Source organism: Burkholderia sp. BCC1985, from assembly GCF_905339915.1.
In the GTDB taxonomy this organism is placed as follows: Bacteria; Pseudomonadota; Gammaproteobacteria; order Burkholderiales; family Burkholderiaceae; genus Burkholderia.
The window spans coordinates 74,057-93,112 of the sequence record NZ_CAJPGY010000006.1 but is presented as its reverse complement, the minus strand read 5'-3'; the positions used below and the strand labels follow the sequence as shown (position 1 = coordinate 93,112).

Genomic DNA, 19,056 nt, shown 5'->3' with positions numbered 1-19,056 from the left:
CGGGTGCGGCAAACTGATGCGGCGCGCTGGCAGAGTTCAGGGAAAACCCTTAGAATGAAGTCCATCTAAGGGAAAACCCTAGCGCCATCTGTCAGGAGTCTCACATGAGCTTCATTCTTGCCCTGCTGCAAAAGATCGACGACCTGTTCGTCTCCCCGCACCTGCCGCTCGACGCGGAATATTCGTACGCTGCGCGTCGCGCCGAAGCCGAGCGCGTGCGTCGTGCGAACCTCGTGCCGATCGTCCTGTATCGTCGCTGATTCGCTGATTCGCTGATTCGCTGATTCGCTGATTCGCTGATCCGGCGCGGCGCTGGCCGCCACTGCCTGCCCGCTTTCCGCCGTCGCATCGCGCGCCGGTGTGACCGTCCCGCTACACTGGAAGTCCGACTTCCCTCGCGACACCCGGGCCATGCTGCAGATGCGGCCGATGACGGCCGGTGAATTCCACGCATACCGTACGCGCGCCATCGACGGCTACGCGCGCGATCTCGTGTCATCCGGTCAGAATGCGGCCGATGACGCGGCGAGCCGCGCCCGCGCCTGCTTCGATACGCTGCTGCCCGACGGCCTGCTCACTTCCGGCCAGACACTCGTCCAGCTGATCGACGCCGCCAGCGGCGCCACGGTCGGCGATCTCTGGTACGCGATCGTGCCCGAAGGGCCGAACCGCACGCTGTTCATCTACGACCTCGACATCGTCCCGTCCCGGCGCCGCCAGGGCTGGGCCACACGCGCGCTCGATGCGCTGGAGGCCGAGGCACGCCGCCATGGCGTCACCGAGATCGGGCTGTCGGTGTTCAATCACAACACGGCTGCCCGTGCGCTGTATCGGGCGTGCGGCTTCGCGCCGATCACGACGACGCTGATCAAGCCGGTCGTCTCTGGCTAACGACGAAGATTCGACACCGCAGGCGCAACGTTTTCGTTTCGACACGATTTGACGTAAGCACACGCGTGGGCCGTGGCGCGCTCTGGACGGGCCCGCGAGCCCGATTTGGTCTTTTGAACGCGGGGCGCCCCAACCTGCATGGCAACCGAAATCCAGTGTGGATCCTATGATGAGCGGGCCAACAGTTTGGCGTGCTCATACGCAGCATGGGGCGATCACCGACTGACCATTCATGTCATGCCCGGAACCCGAGCGTTCGGTCGCGGTGGATTCTTCATCCATGGTGGCACGAAGGCGGGATCTGCCGGATGCATCAATCTTCATTCCGGAATGGAAAATTTCGTTCGAGACATCGAGGCGGCGACGAAGGACGCGCCCGAGTGCTACGTTCCACTGACGATTCAATACTGACATGCGAAAACGCCCGTTGCATATCTTGATTGGTGTGGCGCTGCTGATTTCGATCCTGCTCGTTTTTGCGTTCAACGCGATCAATCTCGAAGAGGCATACGGCGACGGACCACCCTACTACGCGCGGACGACCAATATGGACAAGTGGACGAATCCGCTCCCGTTGCTGGGTATTGTCGATGGCGCAATGCTGGTCGCGATCGGCGCGTATTGTTTCTGGATTCGTCGAAGCCGTTGAATCCTGCGCGCGGCGGCGAGCGTGCGGGTTGCAGTCCCGCCCGTTTTCGCGCCGCGCCGCCTCATCGCGCCCGCCCTTTCCATCTCCTCAGCAGCAACGCATTCGTCACGACGCTGACGCTGGAGAACGCCATCGCCGCCCCCGCGATCACCGGATTCAACCAGCCGAGCGCCGCCAGCGGCACGCCGATCAGGTTGTAGACGAACGCCCAGAACAGGTTCTGCTGGATCTTCCGGTACGTCCGCTTCGAGATGTCGATCGCATCGGCGACGAGCGCCGGGTCGCCGCGCATCAGCGTGATGCCGGCCGTGTGCATCGCGACGTCGGTGCCGGTGGCCATCGCGATGCCGACATCGGCCGCGGCGAGCGCGGGCGCGTCGTTGATCCCGTCGCCGACCATCGCGACGATTCCGCCGTGCGTGCGCTTCAGTTCGGCCACCACGCGTGCCTTGTCGTCGGGCAGCACCTGCGCATGCACTTCGCCGATCCCGAGCGACGCCGCGACGGCCGCCGCGCTGCCGCGGTTGTCGCCCGTCACGAGCACGCTCGCGACGCCGCGTGCCGACAGGGCCGCGACGGCGTCGCGGGCGCCGGGCTTCACGGTGTCGCCGAACGCGATCAGCGCGAGCAGCGCACGCGGCGCATCGGCGCGCATCAGCCACGAAATCGTGTTGCCCGCGCGTTCGAGTTCCGCGGCACGCGCGTCGAGTTCGGGCGGCACGACGATGCCGAGTTCATCGCGCCAGCGCGTGCTGCCGAGCGCGAGAAGCTGCCCGTCGACACGCGCTTCGACGCCGCGTCCGGCCACCGCGCGCGCATCGGCCGCGACGACCTCGGCCGAACCCGCGCCGCCGCCGCCGCGAGCCAGGATGTCAGCATCGTGTGCGGCGACCACCGCGCGCGCGAGCGGGTGATCGCTTTGCCGCTGGACCGCGGCCGCGAGCGCGAGCGCCTGCTCGCGCGGGATGCCGACGGCGTCGAACGCCGTCACGGACGGTTTGCCCTCGGTCAGCGTGCCGGTCTTGTCGAACGCGATCACGGTGGTGCGCTGCGCGAGTTCGAGCGCCTGGGCGTCCTTGATCAGCACGCCGTGGCGGGCCGCGACGCCGGTTCCGGCCATGATCGCCGCGGGCGTCGCGAGGCCGAGCGCGCACGGGCACGCGATGACGAGCACCGCGACCGCGTTGAGGATCGCCGTTTCGGTGCCGGCGCCGGCGATCAGCCAGCCGATCAGCGTCAGCACGGCGATGCCGAGGATCGCCGGCACGAACACTTCGCTGACGCGATCGACGAGCCGCTGGATCGGCGCTTTCTCCGCCTGGGCGGATTCGACGAGGCGGATGATGCGCGCGAGCGTCGTTTCCGCGCCGATCGCGGTGGTTTCGACGACGAGCGCGCCTTCGCCGTTGATCGACCCGGCCGTGACCGGGTCGCCGTCGTCCTTCGGCACCGGCAGGCTTTCACCGGTGATCAGCGATTCGTCGACGTGCGAGCGGCCCGACACGATCCGGCCGTCGACGGGCACGCGCTCGCCGGGACGGACGCTGACGGTCGTGCCGACGCGCACCTGCGCGAGCGGCACGTCGCGTTCGACACCGTGCTCGACGACGCGCGCACGGTCAGGACGCAGCGCGTTCAGCGCGCGGATCGCCTCGGTCGTCTGGCGTTTCGCGCGCGCTTCGAGCCATTTGCCGAAGCGCACCAGCGTGACGATGACGGCCGATGCCTCGAAATACAGGTGGCCGGGGTGCGCGGGGTCGCGCAGCAGCATCCACAGGCTCAGGCCGAACGCGGCCGACGTGCCGAGTGCGACGAGCAGGTCCATGTTGCCCGTGCGTGCCTTCACCGCATGCCAGGCGGCGCGGTAGAAGCGCGCGCCGAAGCCGAACTGGACGATCGACGCGAGCACGAGCTGCAGCCAGCCGGGCAGCATCGCGTCGAAACCGAACGGCGCGACGAGCATCGGCACGACGAGCGGCGCGCTCAGCACGGCCGAGCCGATCACGAGATTGCGCTCGCGGATCGCTTCGCGTTGCTTGCGGGCGTCGGGGGCTTGCGCGGCGGCGCCGCTGCCGGCGCGGGCGGTGGCGTCGGTCGAGGCGCCCACGTCCGCGGTGGCGGCGAGCGACGCCCGATAGCCGGCCGTCGTGACCGCCTCGATCAGCGTGGCGGCGTCGAGCGCGCTGGTGCCATGCACCGACGCGCGTTCGGTCGCGAGATTGACCGACGCATGCGTGACGCCCGGCACCTTCTCCAGCGCCTTTTCGACGCGCGACACGCATGACGCGCAGGTCATCCCGTCGATGGCGAGTTCGAGGCTGGCGGATGCCGGAGTCGCGGACGGGGCAGGGAGGGCGGCGGTATCCGGTGCGAGCGGCGTCGCACCATAGCCGGCCTGCCTGACGGCATCCGCCAGTTGCGACGCGGAAACGTCCGCTGGGGCGTCGACCGTCGCGCGTTCGGTCGCGAGGTTGACCGTTGCGCGCGTGACGCCCGGCACTTTCGCGAGTGCTTTCTCCACGCGCGATACGCACGACGCGCAGGTCATGCCGTCGATATCGAGTTCGATCGTGGTGGCGGTGGCGGGCGTTGCCGTTACCGGCAGTGCTGCGACGCGCGTCGCGTGCCCCGCGGGCGCGGCCGCCGCGGCTGCGCCCGTCGCGGCTGCGCCCGTCGCTTCGCGCACGGTAGCGCGATAGCCGGCGGCGCCGACCGCATCGACGAGTTGCGCCGGCTCGACGGCATCATGCGCGGTGACCGTGGCCGCATGCGCGTCGAGATCGACCGCGGCCTCGACGACGCCCGGCACCGCAGCCAGCGCACGTTGCACACGGCCGGTGCAGCCGCCGCAATGCATGCCGTCGACGGTCAGTTCGACCGTTCGCAGGGCTGCGGTGGCGAGTGGTTCAGTCATGTCGGATTCCCCAAGAGCGCGGATCGAGCCGCGAATGATGTCAGTATCAACATTCCCATGATGGGAAGGTCAAGGGGGGATGCAATACAGGATCGTGTCGACGGCCAACGCATTCTCGCCTGTCATGCCCGGCCAGCGCAGGCGGCGGACCGCTTCGTACAAGGGGCCGGATCAGCGGAAATTCAGGCTGACGACAGGCCGGCTACTGCTGCGCCCGTTATTCGGCATATTGGGGGATGCCCTTAGGCGCTATGATACCGGCCTGACATCAGCGTCGGCCCGGCGAAGCGGCGACCGGGCAGGCTGGGGTGCCTTGCCTTCGCCGATCGTGAGTCGAACAAGGCGTTGACTGACAAGAACGATATTCGGCCAGTATTCAATGATTGAAAACCTACGAGAATCAATTGCTCTGCGGCGCGCGGCAGGCGCGTCGCTGGCCCTGGCGACGCTGCTGGCGGGATGCGCGTCGCAACCGGATGCGATCCAGCGGAAAACCGGCTGGATGCGCGCCGAAGTGGCCGACTCTTATGTATACGCGTATCCGCTCGTGCTGATGGACGTCGCGAAGGAAGCCGCGACGGGCGGCGACGGCGCGCAGCCGGGCCAGGCTCCGCTCAACACGCTGCGTCACGCGCAGGCGCTGCCGCCCGTCGGCGCGCTCAACCCGCCGCTGCCGGGCGTCGACACGCTCGACTCGACCGGCTGGCTCGACGTCGGCGCCGAGCCGGTGATCGTGACGCTGCCGGACACCCGCGGCCGTTACTGGGATGCCCGCGCGCTCGACATGTGGACGAACGTGCTGTGGTCGGCGTCGAGCGTGGCGGCGCGTGGCGCTCGCGGCGCCGTGCGAGCGCAAACGATTGCCTTCGCCGCGAAGGACTGGCAAGGCACGCTGCCGAAGGGCGCACTGCGGATCGACGTGCCGTCGGCCAACGCGTGGCTCGAAGTGCGGCTGCAGACGAGCGGCGGGCGCGACCTCACGAACGTGAAGAAACTGCAGCGGACGATCCGCGTGGTGCCGCTGTCCGTCTATACGGGCAGCGCGCGCGGCGCGTCGGTCGCGGTCCATGCGGGCAGCGCGCCGTCGGAAGCGGCGAGCGGCGGCACGCCGGCCGAGCAGGTGGCCGCGCTCGACCCGAAGGCGTTCTTCACGCGCTTCGCGCAGGCGCTGCAGGACAACCCGGCACCGGCCGACGATGCGCACGCGCAGGAACAGCTGAAGGACATCGGCGTGACGGCCGGCTACCCGGTGCTGTGGACGGGCGATCGCCTGAACGCCGCGACGGCCGGCGTCGCCGAGGCGCGCGCGCGGCTCGCGACACCGCCGTCGAACCTGCTCAACGCGAACGGCTGGAGCTGGATCGGCGACACGGCCGGCAAGTACGGTCAGGATTACACGCTGCGCGCGTACGCGGCCTACACGCAGTTCGGCACCGCGACGCGCGACGACGAGACGCTCGCGTTCGTGCGCGTCGACAGCGACGGCCATGCGCTGAACGGCGCGAACCGCTACGTGCTGCATTTCGCGCCCGGCGCGCTGCCGCCGGTGCGCGGGTTCTGGACGCTCACGCCTTATGCGACGAACGGTGCGCTGCCCGACGTCGGCTCGGCGCGCCGCTCGCTCGGCGACCGCGACCGGCTGCGCCGCAACCACGACGGCTCGATCGACGTGGTCGTGTCGGCATCGCCGGGCGGCACGCATGCGGCCAACTGGCTGCCGGCGCCGCGCACCGATTTCGCGCTCGCGCTGCGGCTGTACGCGCCGAAGCCGCAAGCGAGCGACGGCTCCTGGATGCCGCCCGTCGTCGTCCGGAAATGAACCGACGGGCGCCGTCGCTGTCCGATCCGCGGGCGCGGCAGCCGCGCCCGAACGTCGTTCCGTCACCACCTGAGCCTATACTTTCGGGATAGCGTGCACGGCCGTGCCGGTTTTCCGGCGCGGCCCGGCATCCATTCCCGAGGCATCCAAGCATGGCAAGCGCAGACAAAGAAACCGTACCCTCTACCCTCCATGCCCTCGGCGGCGTTGCACGCTCGCGCCGGACCCGGCGTATCGGCCTCGGCGTGCTGATCTTCCTCGTTTTATTCGGACTGCTCGGGTTCTTCGCGGCGCCGCCGCTGATCCGCCACATCGCGGAACAGCAACTGAGCCAGCAGCTCGGCCGGCCGTCCACGGTCCAGCGCGTCGCGCTGAACCCGTACACGCTGAACCTCGAAGCCGACGGCGTGCACGTCGGCGAGCGCGGCGGCCAGGGCGACTTCATCGACATCGGCAAGCTCGTCGTCAGGCCGTCGTGGTCGTCGCTGTTCCGCGGCGCGCCGATCGTCAACGAAGTGCGCGTCGACTCGCCGCGCTTCCATGTCGTCCGTTACGACGCGCAGCGCTTCAACTTCACCGACCTGATCGAGAAGTTCTCGACGCCGTCCAAACCCGAAAGCAAGCCGACACTTTTCTCGGTGTCGAACATCCAGGTCAACGACGGCCGGATCGACTTCGACGACCGCCTGCTGAACGAAAAGCACGTGGTCGACAACTGGATGCTCGGCATCCCGTTCATCGCGACGCTGCCGTCGAAGACCGACATCTTCGTGCAGCCGAAGCTGCGCGCGCGATTCGACGGCAGCCCGATCGCGATCGACGGCAGGACGAAGCCGTTCGCGCAGTCGCGCGAGTCGGAAGTCGCACTGACGTTCGACCGGCTCGACGTGCCGAAGCTGATTTCGTACGCACCGGCGAAGCTGCCGGTGATCGTCACGAGCGGCCTCCTGAGCAGCGACCTGAAGCTGAACTTCGTGATGAGCGGCGACACACCCGCGCTGCGCGTGTCGGGCACCGTCGATCTCAACGACGCGAAGGTGACCGACCGCGCGTCCGCGCCGCTGTTCGCCGCGCGCGGCGTGCACGTCGCGGCCGCCGGCCTCGAGCCGCTGCGCAACGTGCTGCATTTCGACGAGATCCGGCTCGACCAGCCGGTCGTCGACCTGGCGCGCGACAAGCAGGGCGTGCTGAACGTCGAGAAGCTCGCCGGCCAGCCGTCTGCCGCGCCGAAGGCGGCCGCAGGCAAGCCGGCCGCTGCCTCGTCGGCCGCTGCCGCATCGGGTGCCACCGCATCGAGCGAAGCCGCCGCCGTCGCCGCCGCAAGCGGCGCGAAGGCCGAAGCCGCCGCGAAGGAAGCGCCGCCGCTCGACCTGACGATCCGTCATCTCGCGATCGACGGCGGCACGATCAACGTCGACGACCGCGTGCCGGCGACGCCGACCGCGCTGTCGCTGACGAAGCTGGCCGCGACGCTCGACGGCTTTGCGCTGCAGGGCAAGACGCCCGCGAAATACACGTTGTCGACGTCGTTGTCGCGCGGCGGCGACCTGAAGGCCGAAGGCGCGTTCAGCCTGGCGGCGAAGCAGGCCGACACGAAGCTGACGGTCGATGCGCTCGCGCTGCCGGCGCTGCAGCCGTATCTCGGCGAGGCGACCCGCGCGCGCGTGCTCGACGGCACGCTCGGCGCGAGCGTCAACGCGAAGGCCGACTGGGGCAAGACGCCGCTCGACGCACAGGTCGCGGACAGCACGGTGAGCCTGAAGTCGCTGAAGCTCGCGACGCCGGACGCGAAGGCGCCCGCGATCGTGCTGCCCGACGCGAGCGCGAAGATCACGAAGGTCGACGTCGCCGCGCGCAGCGCGGAAATCGCGAGCGTCGACGCGACCGGGCTCGCGATCGACGTGAAGCGCCTGAAGGACGGCAAGATCGACCTGGCGGCGCTGGGCGAACCCGCGCAGGCGGCGGTGCCCAGGCGCACGGTTGCGCGCAAGGCCGCGGCGGCCGCGCCGTCGTGGCATTACCGGATCGACGCGCTGAACGTGAAGGAATCGTCCGCGAACTTCACGGACCTGTCGACGCCGCGCCCGGTGAAGCTCGCGATCAAGCCGCTCGACCTGTCGGTGCAGAAGATCAGCGACGACCTGACGAAGCCGCTGCCGGTGCAGCTGAAGGCGACGCTGAACCGCAAGGGCTCGGTGAACGTGTCGGGCGACGTGACCGCGCAGCCGCTGAAGCTCGGCCTGAAGATCAACGGCAACCGCCTCGACGCGGCCGCGTTCGAGCCGTACTTCGGCAGCGCGCTGAACGCGACCATCGCGAGCGCGCTGCTCAACGCGCAGGGCGACCTGACGTTCGCGCAGGTGAAGGACACGCCGCGCGCGACCTATCGCGGCGATGTCGCGCTGGTCGACGTGCGGATGCTCGACAAGGCGACGTCCGACCCGTTCGCCGGCTGGCGCTCGCTCGCGCTGTCGAACCTGAAGGTGAACCACGACGAGAAGGGCACCGACGTCGATGCCGCGCGCGTGACGTTCTCGAACTTCTACGGCCGCGTGCTGCTCGATGCGCAGGGGCGGCTGAACCTGAAGGACGTCGTCGCGAAGGAGACGGGCCCCGCGCAATCGCTGACGCGCGACGCGAGCAAGCCCGAACCGGTGCCGCTGTCGCCGGGCATGACGCCGCCGGCCGCCGCCGCGCAGGCCTCGTCGGCCGCGGCCGCGCAGCAGGCGTCGGCGCCGGCCGCCGCATCGGCGACGGTCGTCGTGAAGGCCGCGCCGCCGCCGCAGAATCCGGTGCGCATGCATTTCGGCGAGCTCCTGCTGCAGGACGGCCGCGTGACCTACACCGACAACTTCATCAAGCCGAACTACACGGCGAACCTGGTCGCGATCAAGGGGACGGTCGGCGCGTTCGGCACCGACTCGACGACGTCCGCGCCGGTCGACGTCGCCGCGAACCTCGCGGGCAACGGGCCGATCTCGATCAAGGGCTCGGTGAACCCGCTGATCGACAAGCCCGCGCTGGATCTCACGGCGACCGCGCACGACATCGAGCTGACCAACCTGACGCCGTATTCGGCGAAGTACGCCGGCTACCCGATCACGAAGGGCAAGCTCAACGTCGACCTGCACTACCAGCTCGCGAACGACCAGCTGCAGGCGAACAACCACATCTTCATCGACCAGCTCACGTTCGGCGATCACGTCGAAAACGACACGGCGACCAAGCTGCCGGTGAAGCTCGCGATCTCGCTCCTGAAGAACACGCGCGGCCAGATCGACGTGAACCTGCCGGTGTCGGGCTCGCTGTCGAATCCGGAGTTCAGCGTCGGCGGGCTGATCTGGCGCGCGGTGCTGAACCTGATCGCGAAGGCCGTCACGTCGCCGTTCACGCTGCTCGCGAATGCGTTCGGCGGCAGCGGCGGCGAGGATCTCGGCTACGTCGAGTTCGCGCCGGGCGCGTACGAGCTGACCGACGCGCAGCAGAAGAAACTCGATACCGTCGTGAAGATGCTGACCGAGAAGCCGTCGATCCGGCTGGACCTGATCGGCCGCGTCGATCCGGCGAAGGATACGCCGGGGCTGCGCGACGCGTACGTCGAACGGCTGGTCCGCCAGCAGAAGCTGAAGGACGTGGTCGGCCAGGGCGAGAGCATCGATCCGATGTCGGTGAAGGTCGAACCGGCCGAGTACACGAAGTACCTGACGCGCGCGTACAAGGACGCCGACTTCAAGAAGCCGCGCAACCTGATCGGCCTGCAGAAGACGCTGCCCGATGCGGACATGAAGCAGGCGCTCGCCGATCACGCGCCGGCCGACGACAACGCGCTGCGCGCGCTCGCGCAGCAGCGCGCGCAGGCCGTGCGCCAGTACCTCGACGGCAAGATCGATGCGAGCCGCATGTTCGTCGTGGCGCCGAAGCTCGATGCGAAGGGCATCGAGGACAAGGGCGCGACGACGCGCGTCGACTTCGGCCTGCAGTAAGCGTTACGCCATCATCCGCCGCCGTCGCGTCCGATCGGCAATCGGGCGCGGCGGCGCGCGTCCCGTCAGCGCGCCTCGATCGCCGGTTCGCGCTTGTCCAGTTCCTTCCTCGCGGCCAGCGGCAGGCGCGCATCGTCCCAATGCGTGAGCCATTCGACTTCCTTCGCGGTGAATACCTGGCCGTAGTTGCGCAACGCGTACTGCAGCGCGTCGACGACGTGGTGGCGAATGATTTCGGGGGTGCGTGCATCGTCCAGCACGAACCGGAGAGCTTCCAGGGTCGACATACTCGTGCTCCGGGTCAGGGAAAACCCTTTATCACACGCCAATAGTCATACGCCAAGCGTGAAAAAAATTCGCGCGGCGGGCGACGGCGCGCACCGTGCACCGACCCGGTGTGAACCGCGGACGCACACGTCGCAGCGTGCGCCGGGTCGCTTTCTTTTGCGACCGCGTCGTGTCACTTGCGATTGGTTACGTTTGACAGAAAACAGAAAGCCCCGCTTCACGCGAGCGCCCCACGGCGCGGCGATATTTTGCGCGCCTGATGGCAGGTCACGCAGTTCAACGTCAATCGATGAGGTGGGGTGATGATTTCCAGGTTCGCTAAGCAACGAAAAATGGCGGTGATGGTGGCGGGCGCGCTGGCGCTCGCAAGCGCCGGCGTCTACGCGGCGCAGCAGGACGGCAACAGCCAGGGCGATGACGCCGGCCACGGCCGGCGCGTCGTGAAGCACGTGCTGCTGATCAGCGTCGACGGCCTGCACGAGCAGGATCTCGCACGCTGCATCGGCGCGAACACGTGTCCGAACCTCGCCGTGCTCGCACAAAGCGGCGTCACGTACACGAACGCCTACACGCCCGGCCTGTCGGACTCGTTCCCGGGGCTCGCCGCGCTCGTGACGGGCGGCTCGCCGAAGACGGCCGGCCTGTTCTACGACGTGTCGTACGACCGCAACCTGTACGCGCCGAGCGACACGACGTGCTCGGGCAAGCAGGGCTGGAACGTCGTGTTCGACGAGACGACCGGCATCGATGCGTTCAACGGCGGCGCGCTCGTGCGCCTCGACGGCGGCGGCGCATTCAATCCGCAGGCGATTCCGCATGCGAAGGTCGACGGCCAGTGCGTGCCGGTCTATCCGCACAACTACGTGAAGACCAACACGGTGTTCGAGGCCGTCAAGGCCGGCGTGCCGAACGCCTACACCGCGTGGGCGGACAAGCACGCGTGGGGCTACGACTGGCTGAACGGCCCGTCGGGCACCGGCGTCGACGATCTGATGCGCACCGAGATCAACTCGATCGATCCGGCGACGAACACCGCCTACACCGACGTCTATTCGCACACGGCGCGCTTCGACAACCTGCACGTGCAGGCGCTGGTCAACCAGATCGACGGCCGCGATTCGACGGGCACGAAAAACGCGCCGGTGCCGACGCTGTTCGGCGCCAACTTCCAGACGCTCAGCGTCGCGCAGAAGGCGCCGGTCGCGAAGGGCGGCGGCTACCTCGACGCGAACTTCACGCCGAACGGCCAGGTCGCGAACGCGATCACGTACGTCGACAACTCGATCGGCCGCATCGTCGCCGAGCTGAAGCAGCGCAACCTGTACACGTCGACGGCCGTGATCGTCACGGCGAAGCACGGCCAGTCGCCGACCGATCACACGAAGCTCGTGAAGAACGGCGACACGCTGACGAAGCTGCTCGAAGCGAACAACTACGTCGACCCGAACGGCAACTTCGGCCAGAACAACACGACGACGGGCAACCTGAACGACGGTTCGGGCCTGGTCGGCACGGGCTTCGTGCAGACCGACGACGTCGGCCTGATCTGGCTGCGCGACCGCAGCCAGCGCGCGGCCGTGGTGCAGACGCTGAAGGCGAACCTCGGCTGCAACGCGCCGGGGATCTGCGCCGACGGCCCGCAGGCATCCATCCTGTACGGCGCGGCGCTGGCCGACCGGTTCGGCGATCCGGCCAACGGCCGCACGCCGGACATCATCGTCCAGCCGAATCCGGGCGTGATCTACACGTCGAGCACGAAGAAGGACGAGGAACACGGCGGCAACGCGCCGGACGACAGCCACCTCGGCCTGCTCGTGTCGTACCCGGGCCTCCATCGTGCGCGTACCGTGAGCGATGTGGTCGGCACGAAGCAGGTCGCGCCGACGATCCTCGGGCTGCTCGGCGCCGAACCGAAGCTGCTGCATGCGGTCGTGGCCGAGAACACGCACGTGCTGCCGGGGCTCGGCATCGACCACTGACGCAACGGGACGGGCGGCACGGCGCCGTGTTACCGGCGCCGTGCCGTCCGGGCGTGCCCGGCCATGCCGGGCACGCTCAGCGCTCCGCGCATGCGCCGAGGATCCATTCCCTGAAGCGCCGCAACGCGGCGCTCGTCTCCAGGCGCTCCGGCGCATAGCACAGGTAGTGCCCCTGCGCATCGACGTCGACGGGCGCGTCGAACGGTTCGACGAGCGCGCCGCTCGCGAGCGTGTCGACGATCAGGAAGCGCGGCACGAGCGCGAGCCCGAGCCCGGCTTGCGCGGCCTGGATCAGCACCGAATACTGTTCGAAGCGCGGCCCGGCCAGCGCGTTCATCCGGGCGACGCGATGGCGCTCCGCCCAGAGCGACCACGCGATTTCCGCCTGCTCGTGCACGAGCCGCGGCGCGGCGGCCGTGTCGGCGGGCGTGCGCAGCGCATGTCGCGCCGCGAATTCGCGGGAACAGACCGGCACGAACGTGCGGCCGTCCAGGTAATCGCAGCGGACGCCTTCCCATGCGCCGTCGCCATAGCGTATCGCCGCGTCGAGTCCGAACGGAAACACGTCGCCGTGCGCGAGATGGCGGCGAAAACTCAGCGTGACGTCCGGCGCGCCGGCCAGAAAGCGCGCGAGGCGCGGCACCAGCCACTTCGTCGTGAAGGTCGGCACGCTTGCGATCGTCAGCAGGTCGCTGTCCTCGCGCGCGCTCAGCAATTCGATCGACGCGTTGCCGATCTCGCGCAGCGGGCCGATCACGCGTGCGTGATAAACCTGCCCGGCCCGCGTGAGCGCGAGATTGCGCCCCTCGCGCACGAACAGCTTCACCCCGAACAGCGTCTCGAGATTCGCGATCTGCCGGCTGACCGCGCTCGGCGTCAGGCCCAGCTCGCGTGCCGCATACGAGAAGTTCAGGTACTTCACGGAAGTCGCGAACGCGTGCAGCTCCGCGACGTTGGGAAACAGGTGCTTCACGGCGAACTATTCCTTGCGCGCACAGATCGATGCGGGCGTTGTACGTTTTTTTCATGACGATGCCATGTCGGATCCGCACACTGCGGCCGTCATGACAACGCGTGCCGGCCCTGCCCGGCGGGCGTTGCGTGACTCGTTCCGTGTCCGTCAGCGAGATTCGCCATGCATCCGCCAGCCGCTCCGGCCCTTGCCGAAGCTATTCCGATTCGTCGTAACAAACGGCCGCGCGCGATCGCGGGACGCCTGCTGCTGCAGGCGCTCGTCGCGGTCTTCGGGCTGTACCTCGCGTTGCCGATCGTGCTGCTGCTGATCGGCTCGGTCGGCCAGTCGTGGACGAACACGCTGCTGCCGACCGGCATCACGTCGCACTGGTTCGCGGACCTGGCCGCGAACCGCAGCTTTACCCGCGCATTCGGCACGAGCCTCGTCGTCGCGCTCGCCTGCTGCGCGATCAATGCCGTGCTGGCGCTGCCGCTCGCCTATGCGCTGCATCACCGCGCACTGGCCGGCCGCGGCTTCGCGGCGCGCATCGTGATGCTGATGCCGATCGCGGTGCCGGCGCTGACACTCGGGTTCGGCTACATCGCGATCTTCAGCGGCGATGCGCTGCCGTGGCTCGGCACGCTGCCGCTGATGATCGCCGCGCACGCGGTGCTGACGCTGCCGTACCTGCTGCAGACGCTGCTGAGCGACCTGCGCCACCTGGGGCTCGCGCATCTCGAGGCGTGTGCGGCGACGCTCGGTGCGACGCCGCTGCGCCAGTTCTTCACGGTCGTGCTGCCGAACCTGCGGCACAGCCTGTTTTCCGGCCTCGTGATGGTCGCCGCGCTGTCGATCGGCGAATTCCAGATCTCGAACCTGATCGCGGGCTTCCGTTACCGCAACTATCCGATCGTGCTGCTGCAGGCGTTCTACGGCGCGTCCGGGATGGCCTGCGCGGCGACCGTCGTGCTGCTCGTCCTTGCCGTGCTCGCGACGCTCGCCTCCGTCCTCACCGTGCCACGCCTGAAGTGAAACCGTCATGAGTCTCGATTTCGAAAACGTCAGCTTCCAGTATCCGGGCGCCCGTCACGGCGTCGACGCGGTCACGCTGTCCGCGGCCCAGGGCGAACTGCTCGCCGTGATGGGCCGCAGCGGCTCCGGCAAATCGACGCTGCTGCGCCTCGCCGCCGGCCTGCTCGACGGGTACGGCGGCCGTATCGCGATCGGCGGCCGCGACATGGCCGGCGTGCCGGTGTGGCAGCGCGAGGTCGGGATGGTGTTCCAGCACTACGCGCTGTTTCCGAACCTGTCGGTCGTCGACAACGTCGCCTATGGCCTGAAGATGCGCGGCATGGCCGCGGCGCCGCGCCGCCGCCGCGCGCTCGAGATGCTCGAACGCGTCGGCCTCGCCGCGCAGGCCGGACGCAGCACGGCGCTGCTGTCCGGCGGGCAGCAGCAGCGCGTCGCGCTGGCTCGCGCGCTCGTGATCGAACCGAAGCTGCTGCTGCTCGACGAGCCGCTCGCGGCGCTCGACGCCGGCATTCGCCACCAGCTGCGCGACGAGATCCGCGCGCTGCAGCGCGCATGCGGCGCGACGACGCTGCTCGTCACGCACGACCAGGACGAAGCGCTCAGCATGGCCGATCGCGTGGCGATCGTCGACGGCGGACGCATGCTGCAGGCCGGCACCCCGCGCGACCTGTACGAGCGTCCGGCGACCGCGCAGGTCGCGCGTTTCGTCGGCCATTCGACGCTGCTGCGCGGCCGCGTGCTCGCGCATGGCGCGGTCGACGTGCGGTTCACGACGCTGCGCGCGGATACGGGTGCGCACCGGCCGGGCGACCCGGTCGAGGTGCTGATCCGGCCCGAACACCTGCAGCCCGATCCACCCGAGTCCGTCGCGAACCGCATCGACGGCCGGGTCGGCGAGGTGCGCTACTTCGGTGCGACCCAGCGCTTCGACTTCGTACCGGCCGGCGCGACCGACGCACTGCTCGGCGAAGGGCGCGAGCTGCCCGCGCGCTGCGTGTCGATCGAGCCGCACCATCTTCTCGTGCTGCCCGCCGCGTGAGCGCGGGCGACCCATTTATTCAACGGAGAATCACGATGTCTGCACGCCGCCACTTTCTTCATGCGACGCGCCGCCGCCTGCTGGCGCTCTGCGCGTTCGCGACCCTCGCGCCGGCGCTGGCCCATGCCGCGCCGCTGTATCCCGGCGAGGACGCGCTGTACGAGAAGGCCGCCGACGAAGGGCTCGTCGTGTCGTTCGACACGGGCCCGGAATGGGCGAACTGGAAGTCGCTGTTCGCCGAATTCCGCAAGCGCTACCCGAAGGTCGAGATCACGTACAACGACATCGGCTCGGCCGCCACGGTCGTCGCGCTCGACAAGTCGCGACGCCGCCCGCAGGCCGACACGGCGTACTACTTCGCGGCGTCGGCGCTCGATGCGACGGCCAAGGACGTCGTCGCGCCGTTCAAGCCGGTCAATTTCGACAAGCTGCCCACGGTGTTCCGCGCGGCCGACGGCCGCTGGTTCGCGGTGCATTCGCTGAACATCGCGCTGCTCGTCAACAAGAAGCTCGTGAAGAACGTGCCGCAGCGCTGGTCGGACCTGCTGAAGCCCGAATATCGCAATGCGGTCGTCTATCTCGATCCGCGCTCGACCGGGCAGGGGCAGGTCGCCGTGTTCGCCGCCGCCTATGCGAACGGCGGCAGCGTCGACAACCCGAAGCCGGGCGCGGATTTCTTCGGCAAGCTGAAGCAGGCGGGCAACGTGCTGCGCGTCGAGGGGACGACGCCGTACGCGAAATTCGTCAAGGGCGAGATTCCGATCCTGATCGGCTACGAGAACGACGGGCTCAAGGCCAAGTACGCGGACGGCATGGGTGACGCGGCCGAAGTCGTGATTCCGCAGGACGGCAGCGTGTCGGCGCCGTACGCGATGAGTCTCGTGAAGAACGGCCCGAATCCGGCCGCCGCGCAGTTGTGGCTCAACCTCGTGATGAGCGACGTCGGGCAGGGGCTGTTCGCGCAGGGCTTCGTGCGTCCGGCCGTGCCCGGCACGCCGGTCGCGCAGGACGTCGCCGCGAAGCTGCCGAACGCGCCGCAGGTGCGTCCGCTCGACGTCGCGAAGGCCGCGGCGCACAAGGCCGAAGTCGACCAGCTCTGGTCGCAGGCCACGCTCGGCAAGTAAGGGGCGCGCGATGCGGGTTTCGTCCATGCAGCGCGGCGTCCTGCGCCGCTACGGCGCGGTGCCGGCGGCCGGGCTGTTCGCGGTGTGCTTCGTGCTGCCGCTCGCCGCGCTCGTCGGCGCCGCGTTCGACGGCGGCGGTCGTGCGTTCGCCGCGGTGTTCGGCGATCCGCTCGTGGCCGACGCGATCGTGCGTTCGCTGGCGCTCGCGCTCGGCGCCGGCACGCTGTCGGTCGCCGTCGGCGTGCCGGTCGCGTTCGTGCTGGCCGGGCAGTCGCCGGCGCGGCGCCGCTGGTCGCTCGCGCTGCTCGGCGTGCCGCTCGCCTTCTCCGGCCTCGTGATCGCGTACGGCTTCATCCTCGTGTTCGGCCGCGCCGGCTTCGTGACGATGCTGCTGGCGTCGCTCGGCGCGGACCCGACCGTGGTCGGCGGCGCGATCTACACGATGCCGGGGCTCGCGTTCGCCTACGCGTACTACCTGATCCCGCGCGTCGCGCTGATACTCTACCCGGCGCTCGCGAATCTCGACCGGCGGCCGCTCGAGGCGGCGCTGACGCTCGGCGCCCGGCCGTGGCGCGCGTGGTTAGACGTCGCGTGGCGCGAGCTGTGGCCGTCGATCGCGTCGGCGTGGTGCCTCGTCGGTGCGATCGCGCTCGGCACGTACGGCACGGCGCTCGCGCTGGCCGGCACGCAGGTCAACATCCTGCCGCTGCTGATGTACCTGAAGCTGTCCGACGGACAGACCGATTTCTCGCAGGCCGCCGTACTGTCGATCGTGCTGACGGCGCTTTGCACCTGCGTTCTTGCACTGGGGGAAGGACTTGCACGGCAACGACGTCATTGAATGGTCGGACGACACGCGCGCCGCGCTGGCGCAGCTCGCGCAGCGCCAGCGCGGCGCACGCCGGCACCGGATGCCGGTCGGCGTGATCGGGCCGCGCGACGCGACCGACATGCAGCTCGCCGTCGCCGAGCGGATCGCGCACGCGATCGCGGCGACGGGCATCGCGATCGTCGGCGGCGGCAAGCAGGGCGTGATGGAGGCCGCGGCGCGCGGCGCGCGGGCCGCGGGCGGATGCGCGATCGGGCTGCTGCCCGAGGACGATGCGCGGGACGCGAATCCGTACCTGTCGGTCGCGCTGCCGACCGGGCTCGGCATCACGCGCAATGCGCTGATCGCACGCGCGTCGCTGTGCCTGATCGCGGTCGGCGGCGGTCTCGGCACGCTGTCGGAAATCGCGCTGGGGCTGCAATGGGGCAAGCCGGTGTTCGCGATCTGCGACGCGCCGCAGGTGGCGGGCGTCGAGCGTTTCGACGAAGCGGATCCGCTGGTCGCGCAGGTTGCGCGATGGCTGTCCGGTTCGGCGTAGGTCGGCATCCCGGCTGACGGGAACGCGCAGACGCGCGTGCGGATCGGCATGCGGTACACGTTCCGGGCGCGGCGCGGTACCTTCTCCAGCGATTCCGATACGGCTCTCGCGCGATGCGAGGGCCGTTTTTTTTGCGGCCGGCGGGTGAAGAAGGCGAGGGCGGTGCGGGCGTTCCGGCGCGGGGCGTCGGCTGCGTGCCGGGCGCGCGCCGGCTTGAAATGGGGGGCGTCACGCGCCATATTGGCCGCGTACGCTGTTCTTCAACGATGCGAAAAGGAAATCCGATGCGTCTGCTGCTTGCCCTCTTGCTGCCGTGGTTCCAGTTTTTCACGATCGGCCGCCCGATCGCCGGCGTGATCTGCCTGATCCTGCAGCTCACGATCATCGGCTGGCTGCCGGCCGCAATCTGGTCGGTGTATGCGCTGAGCCAGTACAAGACCGATCGCAAGATCGAGGCGGCGCTGCGCGAGCGGCGGTAAGCGGCGGCAGTTTCCCTCGACCGCTGCTTCCGGAGTTCAAGGGGCTCGATTCCTATTTCGGTAGAAATTTATATAATTCAGCTACGAAGAACGGCATGATTTGTATAGATTTCTGCTGAAATGAACGCGGCCTGCACGATGGATGCACTGCGCTAGGCGAGGGCGACACGATGGACAAACGCTATAACGCGATGTCGCTTCCCGATCAGCTCGCGTTGCGCCGGCAAGCGATCGAGGACGTTCTCGCGCATCCCGAGTGGTCGCTGCGCGAATCCGTGCGTCATCTGAAGCAGACGATGCGGCTGACGAGCGCCGAAATGGCGAAGCTCGCCGGTGTGTCGACAAAGACGATTCAGGATATCGAGCAGGGCCGCAGCGACGGGACGGTTCAGACGATGAACCGCATATTCGGCATGCTGGGATTGAAGCTCGGCGTCGTGCGGCGGGCGCCGCAATAACGCACGCGGAAGAAGAGGCAGCGGATCACGCATCCATCGGGCGATCGATGCGCGCCGCGTCCGGGCCGCGCGCGTGACG

The 19,056-nt window shown here is 68.8% G+C and carries 17 protein-coding genes; 13 read left to right on the top strand and 4 right to left on the bottom strand.

The annotated features are described in order from the left end of the window. The first annotated feature begins 104 nt into the window (after nucleotides 1-104). Both U4Z31_RS07875 and U4Z31_RS07870 read left to right on the top strand, forming a co-directional pair. Complete coding sequence (locus tag U4Z31_RS07875; protein ID WP_167359264.1) at nucleotides 105-260, top strand: hypothetical protein; 156 nt, start codon at nucleotides 105-107, stop codon at nucleotides 258-260. A 151-nt stretch (nucleotides 261-411) separates the two neighbouring features. Then, nucleotides 412-891 (top strand): GNAT family N-acetyltransferase, encoded by a 480-nt coding sequence (locus tag U4Z31_RS07870; RefSeq protein WP_321809905.1) that lies wholly within the window; start codon nucleotides 412-414, stop codon nucleotides 889-891. Nucleotides 892-1,086: 195 nt separating this feature from the next. Here the strand turns inward: U4Z31_RS07870 and U4Z31_RS07865 are convergent, their stop codons facing one another. Beyond that, a complete protein-coding gene (locus U4Z31_RS07865) occupies nucleotides 1,087-1,305 on the bottom strand; it encodes a hypothetical protein (protein WP_321809904.1) in 219 nt (72 codons plus the stop codon). Between U4Z31_RS07865 and U4Z31_RS07860 the strand changes: the two genes are divergently transcribed. Then, nucleotides 1,304-1,540 carry a hypothetical protein gene (locus tag U4Z31_RS07860; protein ID WP_124520069.1) on the top strand — a complete coding sequence of 79 codons (237 nt, stop codon included), beginning with the start codon at nucleotides 1,304-1,306 and terminating at the stop codon, nucleotides 1,538-1,540. The genes U4Z31_RS07865 and U4Z31_RS07860 overlap by 2 nt on opposite strands. A 61-nt stretch (nucleotides 1,541-1,601) precedes the next feature. On the opposite strand, the gene U4Z31_RS07855 is transcribed toward U4Z31_RS07860, so the two are convergent. Then, entirely contained in the window at nucleotides 1,602-4,454 is a 2,853-nt protein-coding gene (locus tag U4Z31_RS07855; protein ID WP_321809903.1) for a heavy metal translocating P-type ATPase, read from the bottom strand. A gap of 379 nt (nucleotides 4,455-4,833) precedes the next feature. Between U4Z31_RS07855 and U4Z31_RS07850 the strand changes: the two genes are divergently transcribed. Both U4Z31_RS07850 and U4Z31_RS07845 read left to right on the top strand, forming a co-directional pair. Next, a complete protein-coding gene (locus U4Z31_RS07850) occupies nucleotides 4,834-6,273 on the top strand; it encodes a DUF1254 domain-containing protein (protein ID WP_321809902.1) in 1,440 nt (479 codons plus the stop codon). 152 nt (nucleotides 6,274-6,425) lie between these two features. Continuing rightward, a complete protein-coding gene (locus tag U4Z31_RS07845) occupies nucleotides 6,426-10,256 on the top strand; it encodes a DUF748 domain-containing protein (protein WP_321809901.1) in 3,831 nt (1,276 codons plus the stop codon). A gap of 65 nt (nucleotides 10,257-10,321) precedes the next feature. On the opposite strand, the gene U4Z31_RS07840 is transcribed toward U4Z31_RS07845, so the two are convergent. Beyond that, nucleotides 10,322-10,543 carry a hypothetical protein gene (locus tag U4Z31_RS07840; RefSeq protein ID WP_044845026.1) on the bottom strand — a complete coding sequence of 74 codons (222 nt, stop codon included), beginning with the start codon at nucleotides 10,541-10,543 and terminating at the stop codon, nucleotides 10,322-10,324. A 303-nt stretch (nucleotides 10,544-10,846) separates the two neighbouring features. On the opposite strand from U4Z31_RS07840, the gene U4Z31_RS07835 reads away from it, so the two are divergent. Further along, nucleotides 10,847-12,523 (top strand): alkaline phosphatase family protein, encoded by a 1,677-nt coding sequence (locus U4Z31_RS07835; RefSeq protein WP_321809900.1) that lies wholly within the window; start codon nucleotides 10,847-10,849, stop codon nucleotides 12,521-12,523. Nucleotides 12,524-12,599: 76 nt separating this feature from the next. Here U4Z31_RS07835 and U4Z31_RS07830 read toward each other — a convergent pair whose 3' ends face one another. Then, entirely contained in the window at nucleotides 12,600-13,496 is an 897-nt protein-coding gene (locus U4Z31_RS07830) for a LysR family transcriptional regulator (protein WP_044845028.1), read from the bottom strand. 162 nt (nucleotides 13,497-13,658) lie between these two features. Between U4Z31_RS07830 and U4Z31_RS07825 the strand changes: the two genes are divergently transcribed. From U4Z31_RS07825 to U4Z31_RS07795, 7 genes are all read left to right on the top strand, one after another. Next, on the top strand, nucleotides 13,659-14,510 hold the full coding sequence (locus U4Z31_RS07825) for an ABC transporter permease (RefSeq protein WP_124529187.1): 852 nt from the start codon (nucleotides 13,659-13,661) through the stop codon (nucleotides 14,508-14,510). 7 nt (nucleotides 14,511-14,517) lie between these two features. Further along, a complete protein-coding gene (locus U4Z31_RS07820; RefSeq protein ID WP_321809899.1) occupies nucleotides 14,518-15,549 on the top strand; it encodes an ABC transporter ATP-binding protein in 1,032 nt (343 codons plus the stop codon). 35 nt (nucleotides 15,550-15,584) lie between these two features. Further along, entirely contained in the window at nucleotides 15,585-16,673 is a 1,089-nt protein-coding gene (locus tag U4Z31_RS07815; RefSeq protein WP_321797838.1) for an extracellular solute-binding protein, read from the top strand. 10 nt (nucleotides 16,674-16,683) lie between these two features. Further along, nucleotides 16,684-17,514, top strand: coding sequence for an ABC transporter permease (locus tag U4Z31_RS07810; RefSeq protein ID WP_321809898.1), 831 nt, complete (start codon nucleotides 16,684-16,686; stop codon nucleotides 17,512-17,514). Between the two features lie 70 nt (nucleotides 17,515-17,584). After that, complete coding sequence (locus U4Z31_RS07805; protein WP_415750276.1) at nucleotides 17,585-18,040, top strand: TIGR00725 family protein; 456 nt, start codon at nucleotides 17,585-17,587, stop codon at nucleotides 18,038-18,040. Nucleotides 18,041-18,324: 284 nt separating this feature from the next. Then, the gene (locus tag U4Z31_RS07800) at nucleotides 18,325-18,519 is read left to right on the top strand and encodes a YqaE/Pmp3 family membrane protein (protein WP_044848494.1); all 195 of its coding nucleotides are present in this window, start codon (nucleotides 18,325-18,327) and stop codon (nucleotides 18,517-18,519) included. Nucleotides 18,520-18,689: 170 nt separating this feature from the next. Further along, on the top strand, nucleotides 18,690-18,977 hold the full coding sequence (locus tag U4Z31_RS07795) for a helix-turn-helix domain-containing protein (RefSeq protein WP_044848495.1): 288 nt from the start codon (nucleotides 18,690-18,692) through the stop codon (nucleotides 18,975-18,977). The last annotated feature ends 79 nt before the right edge of the window (nucleotides 18,978-19,056 follow it).

Excerpts from the sequence above, each read along its gene's own strand:
- U4Z31_RS07855 (WP_321809903.1), bottom strand. The coding sequence starts at position 4,454 with ATGACTGAACCACTCGCCACCGCAGCCCTGCGAACGGTCGAACTGACC.
- U4Z31_RS07865 (WP_321809904.1), bottom strand. The coding sequence starts at position 1,305 with ATGTCAGTATTGAATCGTCAGTGGAACGTAGCACTCGGGCGCGTCCTT.
- U4Z31_RS07795 (WP_044848495.1), top strand. The coding sequence starts at position 18,690 with ATGGACAAACGCTATAACGCGATGTCGCTTCCCGATCAGCTCGCGTTG.
- U4Z31_RS07800 (WP_044848494.1), top strand. The coding sequence starts at position 18,325 with ATGCGTCTGCTGCTTGCCCTCTTGCTGCCGTGGTTCCAGTTTTTCACG.
- U4Z31_RS07825 (WP_124529187.1), top strand. The coding sequence starts at position 13,659 with ATGCATCCGCCAGCCGCTCCGGCCCTTGCCGAAGCTATTCCGATTCGT.
- U4Z31_RS07860 (WP_124520069.1), top strand. The coding sequence starts at position 1,304 with ATGCGAAAACGCCCGTTGCATATCTTGATTGGTGTGGCGCTGCTGATT.
- U4Z31_RS07815 (WP_321797838.1), top strand. The coding sequence starts at position 15,585 with ATGTCTGCACGCCGCCACTTTCTTCATGCGACGCGCCGCCGCCTGCTG.
- U4Z31_RS07870 (WP_321809905.1), top strand. The coding sequence starts at position 412 with ATGCTGCAGATGCGGCCGATGACGGCCGGTGAATTCCACGCATACCGT.
- U4Z31_RS07845 (WP_321809901.1), top strand. The coding sequence starts at position 6,426 with ATGGCAAGCGCAGACAAAGAAACCGTACCCTCTACCCTCCATGCCCTC.
- U4Z31_RS07820 (WP_321809899.1), top strand. The coding sequence starts at position 14,518 with ATGAGTCTCGATTTCGAAAACGTCAGCTTCCAGTATCCGGGCGCCCGT.
- U4Z31_RS07835 (WP_321809900.1), top strand. The coding sequence starts at position 10,847 with ATGATTTCCAGGTTCGCTAAGCAACGAAAAATGGCGGTGATGGTGGCG.
- U4Z31_RS07840 (WP_044845026.1), bottom strand. The coding sequence starts at position 10,543 with ATGTCGACCCTGGAAGCTCTCCGGTTCGTGCTGGACGATGCACGCACC.
- U4Z31_RS07875 (WP_167359264.1), top strand. The coding sequence starts at position 105 with ATGAGCTTCATTCTTGCCCTGCTGCAAAAGATCGACGACCTGTTCGTC.
- U4Z31_RS07810 (WP_321809898.1), top strand. The coding sequence starts at position 16,684 with ATGCGGGTTTCGTCCATGCAGCGCGGCGTCCTGCGCCGCTACGGCGCG.
- U4Z31_RS07850 (WP_321809902.1), top strand. The coding sequence starts at position 4,834 with ATGATTGAAAACCTACGAGAATCAATTGCTCTGCGGCGCGCGGCAGGC.
- U4Z31_RS07805 (WP_415750276.1), top strand. The coding sequence starts at position 17,585 with ATGCCGGTCGGCGTGATCGGGCCGCGCGACGCGACCGACATGCAGCTC.